The sequence below is a fragment of the Flavobacterium flavipigmentatum genome (genome assembly GCF_020911905.1).
GTDB lineage: Bacteria > Bacteroidota > Bacteroidia > Flavobacteriales > Flavobacteriaceae > Flavobacterium > Flavobacterium flavipigmentatum.
Map to the genome: position 1 here is coordinate 446,165 of NZ_CP087133.1, position 16,819 is coordinate 462,983.

Below are 16,819 nucleotides of genomic sequence, written 5' to 3' on the forward strand. Positions count from 1 at the left end.
TATTATAAATTATGCTTCGAAATCTCTAGCAACGACGAACTTAGTTTTTACTGGAAGCTTTTGAGCTGCAAGACGTAACGCCTCTTTTGCAACTGATAAAGGAACTCCTCCAACTTCAAACATAATTCTTCCGGGTTTAACAACGGCAGCCCAATATTCAACGGCACCTTTACCTTTACCCATACGTACCTCAAGAGGTTTCTTAGTAATTGGTTTGTCTGGAAATATTTTGATCCATAATTGTCCTTCTCTCTTCATGAAACGAGTTGCAGCAATACGCGCAGCTTCGATTTGACGAGAGGTTAAGAACATTCCATCTTCATGTACAGATTTAATACCAAACATTCCATTAGAAAGTTCATGCCCTCTTTGAGAGTTACCTTTCATTTTACCTTTTTGTACCTTACGGTATTTTGTTCTTTTAGGCTGTAACATTTTTCTTTAGTTTAAAAATTTACTTTCGTTTACGAGCGTCTGGTTTACCACCTTTATTAAAAGGTTTTCTGTCTCCTCTTGGAGCATCTCCACCTTTACCACCACCAGTTCCAGATTGTTTTTTATCCATTCCTGCAAGCGGAGAAAGATCTCTCTTTCCATAAACTTCACCTTTCATGATCCATACTTTGATACCCATTCTACCATAAGTAGTATGAGCTTCAGCCAAAGCATAATCAATATCAGCTCTGAAAGTTGATAGAGGAATTCTACCTTCTTTGAAACCTTCTGAACGCGCCATCTCAGCACCATTCAAACGACCAGAAATCAAAACTTTGATACCTTCAGCGTTCATACGCATAGAAGCAGCAATAGCCATTTTGATTGCACGTCTGTAAGAAATACGGCTTTCGATTTGACGAGCGATGCTTGTCGCCACAAGATAAGCATCTAATTCAGGTCTTTTGATTTCAAAGATGTTGATTTGAACCTCTTTGTCAGTAACTTTCTTAAGTTCTTCTTTCAACTTGTCTACCTCTTGTCCGCCTTTTCCGATAATAATACCAGGTCTTGCAGTAGTGATAGTAACGGTTACAAGTTTTAAAGTTCTCTCGATAATTACTTTAGATACACTAGCTTTTGATAAACGAGCGTGGATATACTTTCTGATTTTGTGATCTTCGGCAAGTTTATCACCGTAATCATTTCCACCATACCAGTTTGAGTCCCACCCTCTGATGATACCAAGTCTATTTCCAATTGGATTTGTCTTTTGTCCCATGCTGCTTAAGAATTGCTTTGTGTGTTATTGATAGCTCCAAGCACGATTGTTACGTGGTTAGAACGTTTTCTTATTCTGTGTGCACGACCTTGTGGAGCTGGACGAAGTCTTTTCAACATCATTCCACCATCTACTCTGATCTCTTTAACAAATAATCCAGCTTCTTCCAAATTACCTTCACTATTTTTTTGCTCCCAGTTGTTGATTGCAGATAATAATAGTTTCTCTAATTTTCTTGAAGCCTCTTTAGAACTGAATCTTAAGATGTTAAGTGCTCTTTCTACCTTCTGACCTCTTACCAAGTCCGCTACTAAGCGCATTTTTCTAGGTGAAGTAGGGCAGTTATTCAATTTTGCGAAAGCAATAGACTTATTAGCCTCTTTTCTCGCATCTGCTGTTTCTCTTTTACGAACTCCCATTGCTTCTTATTTTTTACCTTTATTTTTTGCTCCAGCATGACCTCTAAAAGATCTAGTTGGTGAAAATTCTCCTAATTTGTGACCTACCATGTTTTCTGTTACGTAAACTGGTACAAATTGACGACCGTTATGAACTGCGATAGTCTGCCCAACGAAATCTGGAGTAATCATAGAAGCTCTTGACCAAGTCTTCACTACACTATTTTTACCACTTTCTACGTTTTCTTGAACTTTCTTGTCTAACTTATAATGAACGAAAGGTCCTTTTTTTAATGAACGTGCCATATCTTATTATTTCTTTCTACGTTCTACGATATACTTGTTACTCGGGTTTTTCTTAGAACGAGTTCTATAACCTTTTGCTGGTATTCCATTTCTTGAACGTGGATGTCCACCAGAAGAACGTCCTTCTCCACCACCCATCGGGTGATCAACAGGGTTCATTGCAACAGGTCTTGTTCTAGGTCTTCTTCCTAACCATCTTGTTCTACCAGCTTTTCCTGATACAACTAATTGGTGGTCTGAATTAGAAACAGCTCCAATAGTAGCCGAACAAGTTAACAAGATCAATCTCGTTTCACCAGAAGGCATTTTGATTGTAGCATATTTTCCGTCTCTTGCCATTAACTGAGCAAATGTACCAGCTGAACGAGCAATTACTGCTCCTTGACCTGGACGTAACTCAATACAAGAGATTACAGTTCCTAAAGGAATTCTGCTTAAAGGTAATGTATTACCAATTTCAGGTTGAGATTCTGGACCAGAAACTAATTTCTGACCAACTTTCAATCCGTTTTGAGCAATAACATAAGTTTTCTCTCCATCAGCATAAGCTAACAAAGCGATAAATGCAGTACGATTTGGATCGTATTCGATTGATTTCACAGTAGCTGGAATTCCGACTTTAGTTCTTTTAAAATCAATAATACGATATCTCTGCTTGTGACCACCACCCGTATAACGCATGGTCATCTTTCCTTGACTATTTCTACCTCCAGAGTTTTTTATCGGCGCTATCAAAGAGCGTTCCGGCTTATCAGTTGTAATGGCGTCATAACCATTCACAACTCTAAATCGCTGACCTGGGGTAATAGGTTTTAATTTTCTTACTGACATTTTTCTATCTTAGATATTGTTGTAAAAATCAATTGTTTCTCCTTCTTGTACTTGAACAATCGCTTTTTTAATTGCATTTGTCTTTCCACTGATCAAACCACTTTTAGTGTATTTTGTAGTTCTATCCGGTCTTACGTTCATCGTGTTAACTGAAACGATAGTTACTCCATAAGCAGCTTCAATAGCTTTCTTAATTTGAACTTTGTTTGCTTTTTTGTCAACAACGAATCCGAAGCGGTTTAAAACTTCACTTTCTTTGGTTACTTTTTCTGTTACTATAGGTCTAATTATGATACTCATATTCCTATTATTTGCTTAAATTTTCTTCGATTAACTCCAAAGAACCTTCTAAAAGCACTAAATTATTAGTGTTTAAAATAGCGTAAGTGCTTAATTCTGAGCTAGTTACGACATTAGAAGCCTTTAAATTGCGTGACGACAAATATACATTTTTATTTGACTCTCCCAACACAAATAGAGATTTTTTATTTTCTAACCCTAAAGCTTTCAAAACGTTAATGAAATTTTTAGTGTTTGGCGCTTCAAAATTAAAGTCTTCAAGAACGATAATACTCGCCTCTTTTGCTTTGATTGAGAAAGCTGATTTTCTTGCCAATCTTTTCAAGCTTTTATTCAGTTTGAATGAATAACTTCTTGGTCTTGGTCCGAAAACTGTTCCACCACCTTTAAACAATGGATTTTTGATACTTCCCGCACGAGCTGTACCAGTTCCTTTTTGTTTTTTAATCTTACGTGTACTTCCTGTCACTTCAGCTCTTTCTTTTGCTTTGTGAGTTCCTTGTCTTTGATTAGCAAGATATTGCTTTACATCAAGGTATACAGCGTGATTGTTTGGTTCAATTGCGAATACTGAATCAGAAAGTTGAACTTTTCTTCCAGTATCTTTTCCGTTGAAATCTAATACTTTTACTTCCATTACTTCTGAATGATTACATAAGAGTTTTTATGTCCAGGAACACATCCTTTAATAACAAGTAGGTTCTTTTCTGCCACTACTTTTAAAACTCTAAGGTTTTGAACTTTTACATTGTCTCCTCCCATTCTTCCAGCCATACGCATTCCTTTGAATACTCTAGATGGATAAGAAGAAGCTCCCACAGAACCTGGCGCTCTTAAACGGTTGTGTTGACCGTGAGTTGCTTGTCCAACACCACCAAATCCGTGACGTTTAACAACCCCTTGAAAACCTTTACCTTTAGATACACCTTGTACATCTACAAATTCTCCTTCAGCAAAAATAGAAACATCAATAAGATCTCCTAATTTTTGTTCAGTTGCAAAATCTTGAAATTCAACGACTTTTTTCTTAGCAACAGTTCCAGCTTTTTTAAAGTGACCTAGAGCCGCTTTAGTGGAATGTTTCTCGTTTTTGTCATCGAAACCAAGTTGCAACGCTTCGTACCCGTCAACACCTTTGGTTCTGACTTGGGTAACAACACACGGCCCAGCTTCGATTACTGTACAAGGAATGTTTTTCCCGTTTTCATCAAAAATGCTAGTCATGCCGATTTTTTTACCAATTAACCCAGACATAAATATTAATTATTAATTACTAAAATTCCCTTCAATTTGAAAATAACAGAAATTTCCAAACAGGGAGTGCAAAAGTATATATTAAAATCGAATATACCAAACAGTTAGAAAAATTAAATCGCTCATTATCAAAATTAAAGGATCAAATCTGCACGAAACAAATTTTTACATCTTATAAAAATTGAATTTACCAGTTTTAACCTAGCACAACATTAAGCTTAACAATTCTTTAAAGAGTCTATAGAAAAACATCGGCAAGAGCCTAAACAAAAGACATTCCGATAAAAAGAACTGTTTTAAATTAAAACAGCAAATCCTTTAAAATCAAAATCAAAACCGCCAAAAACAAAAAAAAGCGAAACATTTCTGTTTCGCTTTTTCTATATTAAATATAATAAAAAAATTATACTTTTATTTCAACTTCAACTCCACTTGGCAATTCAAGTTTCATTAAAGCATCAATAGTTTTAGATGAAGATGAATAAATATCAATCAATCTCTTGTATGACATTACTTCAAATTGTTCTCTCGCTTTTTTGTTTACGTGCGGAGAACGCAGAACAGTGAAAAGTTTTTTGTGAGTTGGCAACGGAATTGGACCTGTTACAACCGCTCCAGTAGTTTTTACTGTTTTTACGATCTTTTCAGCAGACTTGTCTACCAACATGTGATCGTAAGATTTTAGTTTTATTCTGATTTTTTGACTCATTTTCTTAAGAATTACGCGTTACCTTTTGCTTTTTTAATTACAGCTTCTGAAATATTAGAAGGTGTTTCTGCATAATGTGAAAACTCCATTGTTGAAGTAGCTCTACCAGAAGACAATGTTCTTAATGTAGTTACATATCCAAACATTTCTGATAAAGGCACATCAGCTTTAATAGTTTTAGCACCATTTCTGTCACCCATGTCATTCACCTGACCTCTACGACGGTTGATATCACCAACGATATCTCCCATGTTTTCTTCAGGAGTAATAACCTCCATTTTCATGATTGGCTCCAAAATAATTGCTCCAGCAGCTTTAGCCACTTCTCTATAACCCATTCTTGCTGCTAACTCAAAAGAAAGTGCATCAGAATCGACAGGGTGGAAAGATCCGTCTGTCAAAGTTACTTTCAAACTATCCACTTGATAACCAGCCAAAGGACCAGTTTTCATAGCTTCACGGAAACCTTTTTCTACAGATGGGATATATTCTTTAGGAACGTTACCACCTTTTACTGCATTGATAAACTGTAATCCAACAGGAACTTTACCATCAACTTCGTCAGCTGGCTCAAGTGTAAATACGATATCACCGAATTTACCACGACCTCCTGATTGTTTCTTGTAAGTCTCTCTGTGTGTTGCAGTTCTTGTAAACGCTTCTTTATATTCAACTTGAGGCTCACCTTGGTTTACTTCAACTTTAAATTCACGTTTCATACGATCTACTAAGATATCTAAGTGAAGCTCACCCATACCAGAAATAATCGTTTGCCCTGAAGCCTCATCTGTTCTAACAGTAAATGTAGGATCCTCTTCAGCTAATTTAGCCAAAGCCATACCCATTTTATCAACGTCAGCTTTAGTTTTAGGTTCAATTGCAATACCAATTACCGGCGCAGGGAATTTCATAGACTCAAGAATAATTGGGTGTTTTTCATCACACAATGTATCTCCAGTTTTGATATCTTTAAATCCAACAGCAGCTCCAATATCTCCAGCTTCGATATAATCGATTGGATTTTGTTTGTTAGCATGCATTTGGTAGATACGAGAAATTCTTTCTTTATTTCCTGAACGAGTGTTCAAAACATAAGAACCAGCATCTAAACGTCCAGAGTAAGCACGGAAGAAAGCCAAACGACCTACGAATGGGTCAGTAGCGATTTTAAATGCTAGAGCTGCGAACGGCTCTTTTACATCTGGCTTACGCAAGATTTTTGTTTGATCTTCTTCTAATAATTCAGCATCATCAGGATGAATTCCTTCGATACCTTCTTTATCCATTGGAGAAGGCAAATATTTACAAACTGCATCTAACATGAATTGAACTCCTTTGTTTTTGAAAGAAGAACCAGCAATCATCGGAATGATAGCCATGTCCATAGTAGCAGCTCTTAAAGCGTTGTTGATTTCTTCCTCAGTGATAGAGTTTTCATCTTCCATGAATTTCTCTAAAAGATTTTCATCGTAATCAGCAACTGCTTCAATAAGAATAGATCTGTATTCTTTAACCTCTGCAATCATATCCTCAGGAATTGGCACAATATCAAAAGTTGCCCCTTGAGTAGCATCATGCCAGATGATAGCTTGGTTTTTTACTAAATCTACAACACCTTTAAAATCATTCTCTTCACCAATTGGCAAAGTGATCGCAACAGCATTTGATTTTAACATATCACGAACTTGTTGACAAACTGCCAAAAAGTTAGATCCTTGACGGTCCATTTTGTTTACGAATCCCATACGAGGAACTCTATATTGATCTGCAAGTCTCCAGTTAGTTTCAGACTGTGGCTCAACACCATCAACTGCACTAAACAAGAAAACCAAACCATCAAGTACACGTAAAGAACGGTTTACCTCTACAGTAAAGTCAACGTGTCCCGGGGTATCAATAATATTAAAGTGGTATGGCAATGATTCAGGCAAAATTTTACCTTGCTCAGTTGGAAAATTCCACTCACAAGTAGTTGCAGCCGAAGTAATTGTAATACCTCTTTCTTGCTCCTGAGCCATCCAGTCCATTGTTGCAGCACCATCGTGTACTTCACCAATTTTATGTGATTTTCCAGTATAAAAAAGGATACGCTCTGTTGTTGTTGTTTTACCAGCATCAATGTGAGCAGCAATTCCAATATTTCTTGTATATTTTAAATCTCTAGCCATTTCTTACGAATTAAAATCTAAAGTGAGAGAAAGCTTTGTTAGCCTCTGCCATCTTGTGAGTATCCATTCTTTTCTTAACTGCAGCACCTTCTTCTTTAGCAGCAGCTAAACATTCTGACGCTAAACGTTGTGCCATAGATTTTTCATTTCTTCTTCTAGAATAAAGTATCAACCACTTCATCGCCATAGAAATTTTTCTATCTGGTCTAATTTGCATTGGGATTTGAAATGTAGCTCCACCTACTCTACGACTACGTACTTCTACGTGAGGCATAACGTTTGTTAAAGCATCTTTCCAAATTTCTAATGAAGATTTTTCTGAATCTTGCTTTTTAGATTCGATGATGTCAATTGCATCATAAAATACTTTGAAAGCTGTAGATTTCTTACCGTCCCACATTAAGTTGTTCACAAAACGCGTTACCAATTGGTCGTTAAACCTCGGATCTGGTAAAAGTGGTCTTTTCTTTGCCGCTCTTTTTCTCATGTCTTTTTCTTAAAAGTTTAAATTACTTTTTTGCTTCTTTTGGGCGTTTAGCACCGTACTTAGATCTTCTTTGCGTTCTTCCTGCAACACCTGACGTGTCAAGCGCTCCACGAACGATATGATATCTAACACCTGGTAAATCTTTTACCCTTCCACCTCGCACTAATACTATCGAGTGCTCTTGTAAATTGTGTCCTTCTCCAGGGATGTAAGCATTCACTTCATTACCATTTGTCAAACGTACACGCGCAACTTTACGCATTGCAGAGTTTGGTTTTTTTGGTGTAGTAGTGTAAACACGCGTACAAACCCCTCTTCTTTGAGGACAAGAATCTAAAGCAACCGATTTACTCTTCTTAGTGATCTGAGTTCTTCCTGTTCTTACTAATTGTTGAATTGTTGGCATAATTAATACTAAAAATTTATTATGTATATTAAATTCCCGCTTTTTACGGGGTTGCAAATGTATAAAATATTTTTCACTATACAAACGTTAATTCATTAATTTTCAATAACATTATTTAAACTTATGATTTTAGAAACAAACACTAGATATTTGCAATATCTTTAATAAAACAACAAATTGCCCTTGAAACAATTACTACACATATTATTTTTCTTTATTACATTTAGTTGTTATACTCAAAAAATTCAATTAAAAATTGAAGGCTCAAACGATTTTGAAAACCAAATTATTGACTCTTTAAATTACAAAAAAATACATTCAAATTTTAAATCTTTGTCTGATGAACAAGCAAAGACTTCTGATGCGCTAATACGAAAAGGCTATTTGGATCTTAAATTAATAGAAAACAGCAAATTAAACGACACAACCTATATTCATAAAATTAACTTAGGCGCAAGAACAAAAAAGATACATATATATATAGGTAGAAACAATCCCTTTTATGATGCTGCGGAAATAAAAAATGACACCATTATTATACCTTATCAAGAAATCGAAAATCATCTTAATCAAAAAATTGTTGAAAGAGAAAAGCAAGGTTTCGCTTTAAACAAACTTAGCTTAACAAATATCCAAAGGAAGAATTTGATAATGTATGCTGATTTAAATTATAATTCCGAAAAAAAACGTACAGTAAATTCCATCATTGTTAATTACACAGATGACAATCGCACAAATTATTTTCCGAAAAGCCATCTCAAGCAATTAAATAAAAAATACATGAGCAAGACTTTTAACCAAGATATTGTAAAAGAATTAAATTCTGAAATCAACAATTATGCGTTCGTATTACCAAGCAAATATCCTGAAATATTATTCACTACAGACTCTACAAAAATTTACCTTTATATCGAAAAAAGAAAAGCAAATAATTTTGACGGCTACATCGGATTCACCAATGACGAAAAGAAAAAATTGAATATTAATGGTTATCTAGATGTAACATTACAAAACATATTGCGCGCAGGCGAGCAATTTTCATTATACTGGAAAAGCGATGGCAATCAGCAGCGCACCTTTGACACCAAATTAGAAATTCCTTATATTTTTAATTCTTCATTAGGAATAAAAGCGCAACTAAATATTTTCAAACAAGACAGTACCTTTCAAAATTCAAAAAACGCAATCGACTTAGGTTATTACCTAAAATACAATTCAAAAATATATTTAGGCTATCAATCTACAGAATCAAGCGACATTCAGAACGCCAATAGCATTTCTGTAAGTGATTTTAAAAACTCATTTTTCACTACAAGTTTTGATTACGTAAAAATGGACAACCTGAATGATCTGTTTCCAAAAAAGACAAGTACTAATTTAAGCATTGGATTCGGAAAAAGAAATACGAACGCAGAACCAAAAACTCTTGAATCCAGCAAGCAAGTTTACACAAACCTAACATTTAGTTATAATTTTGAACTGAACAAGAAAAATTACATTAACATAAATTTACAGAATTTTTATTTGAAGAGCCAAAACTACCTTACGAACGAATTATTCCGTTTTGGCGGAAGCAATTCAATTCGAGGATTTATCGAAAACAGCCTTCAGGCTAATTATGTTTCAGCACTAATTACCGAGTATAGATATATCGTTTCCAGAAATTTATATCTTCATTCCATTACAGACTATGCTATATATCAAGACTTAACAAGATCTAACAACCCGAAAAAAATAGAAAAACTAATAGGTCTTGGAGCGGGTCTCGGACTACAAACACAGAATGGAATAATTAAAATAAATATTTCAAATAGTGTTCCTGAAAGACAAAACATACAATTATATAATACCATCATAAACATCTGTTATAATGTTAAATTTTAATAAGAAAGCGAAAAAGATTAAATTAATATTAGGATTGTTAACAAATTATTATGAGTTTTGCGATACTAATTCAAAATATTTAAAAATGAAACTAAAGTTCAATGGATTCCTAGTACTGCTATTGGTACTAGTAGCGCAACTAACTTTTGCGCAAGAAAGAGCGGTTTCAGGAACTGTTTCCGACAATACAGGCATGCCTTTACCAGGTGTGAGTGTACTAGTTAAAGGAACTAAATCTGGAACACAAACTGATTTTGATGGTAAGTTTACTATCAAAGCATCACCAAGCCAAATCTTGGTATTTAGCTATATTGGAATGAAAACCCAAGAGATAGCTGCAAGTTCAGAAAATGTTAACATCAAGTTATCAGGAGATGCTCAAGAACTCGAAGGAGTAGTAGTTACCGCTTTAGGAGTTTCAAGAGAAAAAAAATCTCTTGGATATTCATCTCAAAAACTTGAAGCCGCTGCAATTAACACTGCACCAACAACAAATTTCTTGAATAACCTATCTGGAAAAGTTGCTGGTCTTGAAGTAAGAAGTAATTCAAACTTCGGTGGATCAACAAACATCGTTTTAAGAGGAACCAAAAGTATTACAGGAAATAATCAAGCATTAATTGTTGTAGACGGTGTACCTTTGAATAATGCTAACTTAAATAGTTCAGATGCTCAAACCGGAAGAGATGGATTCGACTTTGGTAATTCAGCATCAGATATTGATCCAAATAATGTTGAATCTGTAAACGTACTTAAAGGCGCAGCGGCCACAGCTTTGTATGGTAGTTCTGCTGCCAATGGAGCGATAATGATTACTACAAAAAAAGGAAAGAAAAACGCTGGTTTAGGAATTACTTTTAGCTCAACTGCCTCAGTTGGAACAATTGACAAATCTACCTTTGTAAAATATCAAAAACAATATGGTGGTGGTGGTTATGACGGTAGTGATAACTTCACCTACACAGATGTTGATGGAGATGGCAACGAAGACAGAGTTGTACCTACAGGTTACGACATTTCTTATGGAAATGCTTTTGATGGTTTACCTGCTTATCAATGGAATGCTTTTGCTCCTGGAAATCCTAATTTCGGAAAAGCAACTCCATGGGTTGCTGCTGCAAATGACCCTACAACTTTCTTTGAAAAAGCGTTTAACACTGTAAACAATTTGAACTTAAATGGAGGAGATGAAACAAGTACTTTTAACTTAAGCATCACTAACAATACCGACAAAGGTGTTTTACCAAATAGTAGCCTTAAAAGAAATATACTTAGTGGTAGTTTCTCAAAAGACTTTAGTGACAAATTAACTGCAAGAGCTTTCTTTACCTTTACAGATCAAAATACTATCGGTAGAAACAGCTTAGGTTATGGAGACAATTTCATAGGAGGTTTTAGACAATGGTGGCAAACCAATGTTGATATAAAAGAACAAAAGCAAGAATATTTCAGAAACCGTGAAAACATTACATGGAATATGAATGATCCATTGTCAGGTAACCTAACCCCTGCCTATTGGAATAATCCATACTGGGATAGATACGAAAATTATGAAAGTGATGTTAGACGCAGAATCTTAACAGGCGTTAACGTAAGCTATGATGTTACCGATAATTTAAACTTACTAGGTAGAGTAACAATTGACAACTCTAATGACAGACAAGAACTTAGAAAACAAATAGGAAGTCATGCAGAAGAATTTGGCGTTAGCCAAATTAGTGAATCTTCAGGATATTCATTATACACAAGAGCTTTTCTTCAACAAACTTACGATTTCATAGCTACTTACGATTTTAAATTAAGCCCTATCATTAGTGGTAAAGTATTAGGTGGAGCGACATTTATTAAATCGCATGCTGATTCATTTGATGGATCTACTACAGGTGGCCTTGTTAAACCAGGACTTTACACATTAGCAAATTCAAACACATTTGTTGCACCAGTAGAAAGTGAAATAAATTCTGAAAAATCAGGGCTATATGCTCAAGCTTCATTAGATTACAACAAAACAGTATATCTAGAAGGATCATACCGTAGAGATCAATCGACAAGTTTATATATTGATAACAACTCTTACAGCTATTATTCAATAGGATCAAGTTTTGTCTTTTCAGAAATAGTAAAAGCAGACTGGTTGTCATTAGGAAAACTAAGATTAAATTATGCCCAAGTTGGAAATGATCCTGCTGCTGGGTTATTGGGTGCTAGAATTAATAACGGTTTACTTAATGGAAACCCATTATTCCAAAATAGCGCTACATATGTTGATTTCAAAAATTTAAAACCTGAAACACAAAAAAGCTGGGAAGCCGGTTTAGAAGCTACACTTTTCGATAATAGATTAAGTTTAGATTTATCTGTTTACAAAACCAATACAGAAGACCAAATTTTCAACGTACCTCAATCTCCTTCAACAGGATATAGCTTCTCACAAATTAATGCTGGAGAACTTGAAAACAAAGGTATCGAGGTAGTTTTATCAGGATCTCCAATTAAAACTAAAGACTTTCAATGGCAAGTTGCGGTAAACTGGTCAAAAAACAAAAATACAGTAGTTTCATTAAACGAAGGAAGAACAAATCTACAATTGGCTAGCTGGAATCAAAACGTTACTCTTAATGCAACAGTTGGAGAACAATATGGCGCTATTAGAGGACAAGGAATAGCACGCGATCCTAACGGAAATAAAATTGTAGATGCCGACGGAAATTATGTTACAGTAGAAAACCAGATAATTGGTAACATCCAAGCAGATTGGATCGGTGGTGTATCCAATAGAATTACCTATAAAAATCTTGCTTTCAATTTCTTAGTTGATGTTAAAAAAGGAGGAAGTGTTTTCTCTCTTGATCAAGCATACGGACAAGACACAGGAGTTGGAGTTCAAACAGCCTATATCAACGACTTAGGCAATCCAGTTAGAAATACTTTAGCTAACGGAGGTGGGTATATTAATCCGGGAGTTGTGTTGGATGGCAATGGTAACTATGTTCAAAACACAACACGTGTAGATGCATCAGACTCTAGTGAAGCAAGCGGAGTAGGTTTTGGAGTTTCTGGAAATCCAAACAGTAATTTTGTCTATGATGCTTCTTATGTTAAACTTAGAGAAGTTGCTTTAACTTATTCTCTTCCTTCAAAATATCTTGATCAAACCTTTATTAAAGATATGTCCTTTAGTTTAATAGGAAATAACGTTTGGATTATCCACAAAAATTTACCAGATGCAGATCCAGAAGCTGGAACATCTGCTGGTAACATTCAAGGATTTCAATCTGGAGTTATGCCTACAGTTAAAGTATATTCTTTTAACGTAAAAGTAAAATTCTAAAAAAATGAAAAAAATAATATATTCAATAGCTATTTTGTCATTATTGATGACAAGTTGCGTAAGTGACGATCTATCTTTTAATGAAAATAAAGACGCTGCTTATGAAGTTCCTGCAGCTACTTTATTTGCAAACTCTCAAAAAGCATTAACTGATCAATTGACTAGCCCAAGTGTAAATGAAGGTTCTATATTTAGATATTTTCCTCAATACTTAGCAGCAACTCAGTACACTACAGAATCGAGATACAGGATAAGCTCCAGATCAATTGCTGATCGTCAATGGAGAATCTTATACGCTACCGTTCTTAGTGGTCTAGAATCTGCAAAAGAGATTATCCCTACCGAAGTTGCTCCTACAGGAGTTTCTGCTTCACAATTTCAAAGTGAGCAAGCAAATAAACTTGCAATCATAGAAATATTTGAAGTTTATACATACCAAATAATAGTTGATTCATTTGGAGATGTACCGTATACAGATGCTCTACAACCGAAAACAATAGTACTACCTAGGTATGACGATGCAGCATCAATTTATGGAAAATTAATTGTACGTTTAGATGCTGCTATAGCAAAATTAGACACCAGCAATGGATCTTTTAGCTCAGGTGACATAATTTACAACGGTGATACAACAAAATGGAAACTTTTAGCAAATTCATTAAAAGTAAAACTAGGAGTTAATCTTATTGATTCGAATGTAGCGTTAGCAAAAAGTACAATAGAGAGTGCTTATAATTCTGGAGTAATACTAACAAATGAAAATAACGCTTCATTTAATTACGCTGTATCAGCTCCAAATTACAATCCGATTTACGAGAATCTTGTAGCATCAAACAGAAATGATTTTGTTGCTGCATCAACAATCGTTAATGCGATGAACGCATTAAATGACCCAAGAAGAGCTAAATACTTTACACCACTAGCGGATGGAAGTTATGCAGGAGGAAAATATGGATTTACTAATATATATACAAATTTCTCCCATGTGAATCCAATTCTTACGGCTCCAGACTTCCCTTCATTATTGATGGAAGCAACTGAAGTGAATTTCTATCTAGCAGAAGCAGCAGCAAATGGATTTTCAGTTGGAAACAATACTGAATTTTATTACAATGCAGCAATTACATCTTCATTTGAAAACTGGGGTATAAAAGATCAAGCTGCGGCTTATTTATTAAACCCAAGTGTTAATTTTGCTACTGCATCAGGACTAACTGCTGAAGAAAAAATTGCTAATCAAGAATGGATTGCTTTTTATAATAGAGGATTTGAATCATGGACATCATACCGTAGGTTAAATTTCCCTGTTTTAGTTGCTCCTACAAACGCATATGCAGAAGCAGAAGGTCAAGTACCAAAAAGATTAACTTATCCAATTAACGAGCAAACAGTTAATGGTGACAACTATACGGCTGGATCTGCTGCTATTGGTGGAGACAAATTAAAAACACGTATCTTCTGGGATAAAAACTAATTTTATTCTCATACAACCATACCAAAGCCACTCTGTTAATTCAGGGTGGTTTTTTTTTATAAAAACATTACCCTATATTTGCACCATGGAAAAAGAACATCAAATATTTGGAATAAGAGCCATAATAGAAGCGATTCAAGCAGGTAAAGAAGTTGATAAAGTATTTATACAAAAAGAAATTTCTGGAGAATTAATGAAAGATTTGATGAAGGTGATGAAACGCGCCAACATTAATTTTTCGTACGTACCTTTAGAAAAACTAAATCGGTTAACACCAAACAATCACCAAGGGGCTGTGGCAACAATCTCGCCTATTGGTTTTATTGACTTGGAACATTTGGTAGAATCGACAATTGCTTCGGGATCGAAACCTTTATTTTTAATACTGGATCAAATTTCTGATGCTAGAAACTTTGGCGCGATCATTAGAACGGCAGAATGTACTGGTGTAAACGGAATCATCGTACAAAAAGCTGGGTCTGCTCCTGTAAACGGCGATACTGTAAAAACATCTGCTGGTGCGGTATTTAATGTTCCTATTTGTAAAGTAGAACACATTAAAGATGCTATCTTTTACCTGCAAGGTTCTGGAATAAAAACTGTAGCGGCTACAGAAAAAACCGAATCTAATATTTATGATTTAGAATTGAACGAACCTGTGGCCATCATCATGGGATCTGAAGATCGAGGCATCAACCCTTCTGTACTAAAAATAGTAGATGAAAAGGCAAAACTCCCTATGTTTGGCACCATCGGTTCTTTGAATGTTTCTGTTGCATGTGGCGCTTTTTTATACGAAGCCGTGCGTCAGAGAGGTTAAGGAATTCTTTGTTTGATTTGTGAACACAAGTATCTCTTCTAAAAATCAACGATCTCAATTTTCGTCTTTTTGACTATTGTCAAAGGCATTACCTTGAGATAGAACCTATAAATTAATTTCATAAACTCCCATAATGATTTCTTGTGAGCATTTATTAATTATGTGCATTCATATATTGATTATGTGAATGCATTTATCAATTTTATGAACTCCTATATTGATTTCGTTTGAACGTTTATTGATTCTGTCAAGTCATTTATAAAAAACAACTCAAACCTTACAACTAAGAAATTTGAAAGTTTTCTATTTTTTTCATAGAAAGACATCTTGACAACTGTATTTCAAGTCTATTAAAATGTAAAATTCAAACACCTTAGAACACTTCTTTTTTATTTGTTTTCTTCAGAATCAGACTTGGTAATGGTATATTTCACCCAAGGATCTGAACTAAAATAAGTCACGTAATTTTCGGGTTCTTCCTCTGGAAGTTCAGCATTGACAAAATTGCCTTTCTCATCAAAATGCTTCATAAAAGCATCTTGTTCAGGGTCGAATTCTGGCTTTTGCCAGTCGTAAACGATTGGCTTTGCATATTCTGGCGTTTTATAAAACAAAGTCAAAGTAAATCCGGTTAGGAAACCTGCCAAATGCCCTTCCCAGGAAATGTTGGCATCGACTTCTGGAAACACGTACCAAATCATTCCTCCATAAAGCAAAATTACCGAAAAAGAGAGCGCTACTAAGCGATAATAACGTGTTTGAATTCCTTTGAAGAAAATAAAACTTACCAACACATAAATGAGTCCGCTGGCGCCAATATGATAATTGGTTCGTCCGATAACCCATGTAATGAGTCCAGAAAATAAAATTCCGTACACTATAACAGGCAAAGATTGTTTTGGATAAAAATAGTGTAAAGCTGGTAATAATACCAAAAGTGGAATTGAATTATTATACAAATGACCCAAATTTTCGTGAATAAAAGGACTGAATAAAACACCTTTTAAACCCGAAAAATCACGAGGATAAATACCGTATTGGTAGAAATCGAAATCAAAACGGATTTGAAGCCAATATATAAACCACAATAAAAGCACAAAAAATAAAGGAAGCGCTATAACTGTGTTTGAAAATTTAAAATGATTGTCGTTCATAATAATGTACTAGATAGGATAAGAAGTTATCAAAAAACTATCCAAAAATAAATTACTGATAAATTGTCAGCTACCACAAAA

The 16,819-nt window shown here is 34.9% G+C and carries 17 protein-coding genes; 4 read left to right on the forward strand and 13 right to left on the reverse strand.

The window, feature by feature from the left end:
- Positions 1-9 precede the first annotated feature (9 nt).
- From rplP to rpsL, 12 genes are all read right to left on the reverse strand, one after another.
- Positions 10-435 carry a 50S ribosomal protein L16 gene (gene rplP, locus LNP22_RS02225; RefSeq protein ID WP_007803637.1) on the reverse strand — a complete coding sequence of 142 codons (426 nt, stop codon included), beginning with the start codon at positions 433-435 and terminating at the stop codon, positions 10-12.
- 19 nt (positions 436-454) lie between these two features.
- Positions 455-1,216 carry a 30S ribosomal protein S3 gene (gene rpsC, locus LNP22_RS02230; RefSeq protein WP_056195277.1) on the reverse strand — a complete coding sequence of 254 codons (762 nt, stop codon included), beginning with the start codon at positions 1,214-1,216 and terminating at the stop codon, positions 455-457.
- A 5-nt stretch (positions 1,217-1,221) separates the two neighbouring features.
- The gene (gene rplV / locus LNP22_RS02235; RefSeq protein ID WP_007803631.1) at positions 1,222-1,635 is read right to left on the reverse strand and encodes a 50S ribosomal protein L22; all 414 of its coding nucleotides are present in this window, start codon (positions 1,633-1,635) and stop codon (positions 1,222-1,224) included.
- A gap of 6 nt (positions 1,636-1,641) precedes the next feature.
- Positions 1,642-1,920: a 30S ribosomal protein S19 gene (gene rpsS / locus LNP22_RS02240; RefSeq protein WP_012022488.1), complete on the reverse strand. Its 279-nt coding sequence runs from the start codon at positions 1,918-1,920 to the stop codon at positions 1,642-1,644.
- A 6-nt stretch (positions 1,921-1,926) separates the two neighbouring features.
- Positions 1,927-2,751 carry a 50S ribosomal protein L2 gene (gene rplB, locus LNP22_RS02245; protein WP_229975100.1) on the reverse strand — a complete coding sequence of 275 codons (825 nt, stop codon included), beginning with the start codon at positions 2,749-2,751 and terminating at the stop codon, positions 1,927-1,929.
- 9 nt (positions 2,752-2,760) lie between these two features.
- Positions 2,761-3,051 carry a 50S ribosomal protein L23 gene (gene rplW / locus LNP22_RS02250; RefSeq protein ID WP_007803621.1) on the reverse strand — a complete coding sequence of 97 codons (291 nt, stop codon included), beginning with the start codon at positions 3,049-3,051 and terminating at the stop codon, positions 2,761-2,763.
- Positions 3,052-3,058: 7 nt separating this feature from the next.
- Positions 3,059-3,688 (reverse strand): 50S ribosomal protein L4, encoded by a 630-nt coding sequence (gene rplD, locus LNP22_RS02255; RefSeq protein ID WP_229975101.1) that lies wholly within the window; start codon positions 3,686-3,688, stop codon positions 3,059-3,061.
- The gene (rplC, locus tag LNP22_RS02260) at positions 3,688-4,305 is read right to left on the reverse strand and encodes a 50S ribosomal protein L3 (RefSeq protein ID WP_007803612.1); all 618 of its coding nucleotides are present in this window, start codon (positions 4,303-4,305) and stop codon (positions 3,688-3,690) included. The genes rplD and rplC overlap by 1 nt, the downstream gene beginning before the upstream one ends.
- Positions 4,306-4,708: 403 nt before the next feature.
- Positions 4,709-5,014: a 30S ribosomal protein S10 gene (rpsJ, locus tag LNP22_RS02265; RefSeq protein WP_007803605.1), complete on the reverse strand. Its 306-nt coding sequence runs from the start codon at positions 5,012-5,014 to the stop codon at positions 4,709-4,711.
- Between the two features lie 11 nt (positions 5,015-5,025).
- Positions 5,026-7,182 (reverse strand): elongation factor G, encoded by a 2,157-nt coding sequence (gene fusA / locus LNP22_RS02270; protein ID WP_210665761.1) that lies wholly within the window; start codon positions 7,180-7,182, stop codon positions 5,026-5,028.
- Positions 7,183-7,192: 10 nt separating this feature from the next.
- Entirely contained in the window at positions 7,193-7,669 is a 477-nt protein-coding gene (gene rpsG / locus LNP22_RS02275) for a 30S ribosomal protein S7 (protein WP_007803600.1), read from the reverse strand.
- Between the two features lie 22 nt (positions 7,670-7,691).
- Positions 7,692-8,075, reverse strand: coding sequence for a 30S ribosomal protein S12 (gene rpsL, locus LNP22_RS02280; protein WP_007136570.1), 384 nt, complete (start codon positions 8,073-8,075; stop codon positions 7,692-7,694).
- Between the two features lie 333 nt (positions 8,076-8,408).
- On the opposite strand from rpsL, the gene LNP22_RS02285 reads away from it, so the two are divergent.
- The 4 genes from LNP22_RS02285 to rlmB all read left to right on the forward strand — a co-directional run bounded on the left by LNP22_RS02285 (position 8,409) and on the right by rlmB (position 15,584).
- On the forward strand, positions 8,409-9,959 hold the full coding sequence (locus tag LNP22_RS02285; protein WP_229975102.1) for an outer membrane protein assembly factor: 1,551 nt from the start codon (positions 8,409-8,411) through the stop codon (positions 9,957-9,959).
- An 85-nt stretch (positions 9,960-10,044) separates the two neighbouring features.
- The gene (locus LNP22_RS02290; protein WP_229975103.1) at positions 10,045-13,290 is read left to right on the forward strand and encodes a SusC/RagA family TonB-linked outer membrane protein; all 3,246 of its coding nucleotides are present in this window, start codon (positions 10,045-10,047) and stop codon (positions 13,288-13,290) included.
- Between the two features lie 46 nt (positions 13,291-13,336).
- Entirely contained in the window at positions 13,337-14,764 is a 1,428-nt protein-coding gene (locus LNP22_RS02295) for a SusD/RagB family nutrient-binding outer membrane lipoprotein (protein WP_229975104.1), read from the forward strand.
- An 85-nt stretch (positions 14,765-14,849) separates the two neighbouring features.
- Positions 14,850-15,584 (forward strand): 23S rRNA (guanosine(2251)-2'-O)-methyltransferase RlmB, encoded by a 735-nt coding sequence (rlmB, locus tag LNP22_RS02300; protein ID WP_229975105.1) that lies wholly within the window; start codon positions 14,850-14,852, stop codon positions 15,582-15,584.
- Between the two features lie 389 nt (positions 15,585-15,973).
- Here rlmB and LNP22_RS02305 read toward each other — a convergent pair whose 3' ends face one another.
- A complete protein-coding gene (locus tag LNP22_RS02305; RefSeq protein WP_229975106.1) occupies positions 15,974-16,738 on the reverse strand; it encodes a rhomboid family intramembrane serine protease in 765 nt (254 codons plus the stop codon).
- Positions 16,739-16,819 lie beyond the last annotated feature (81 nt).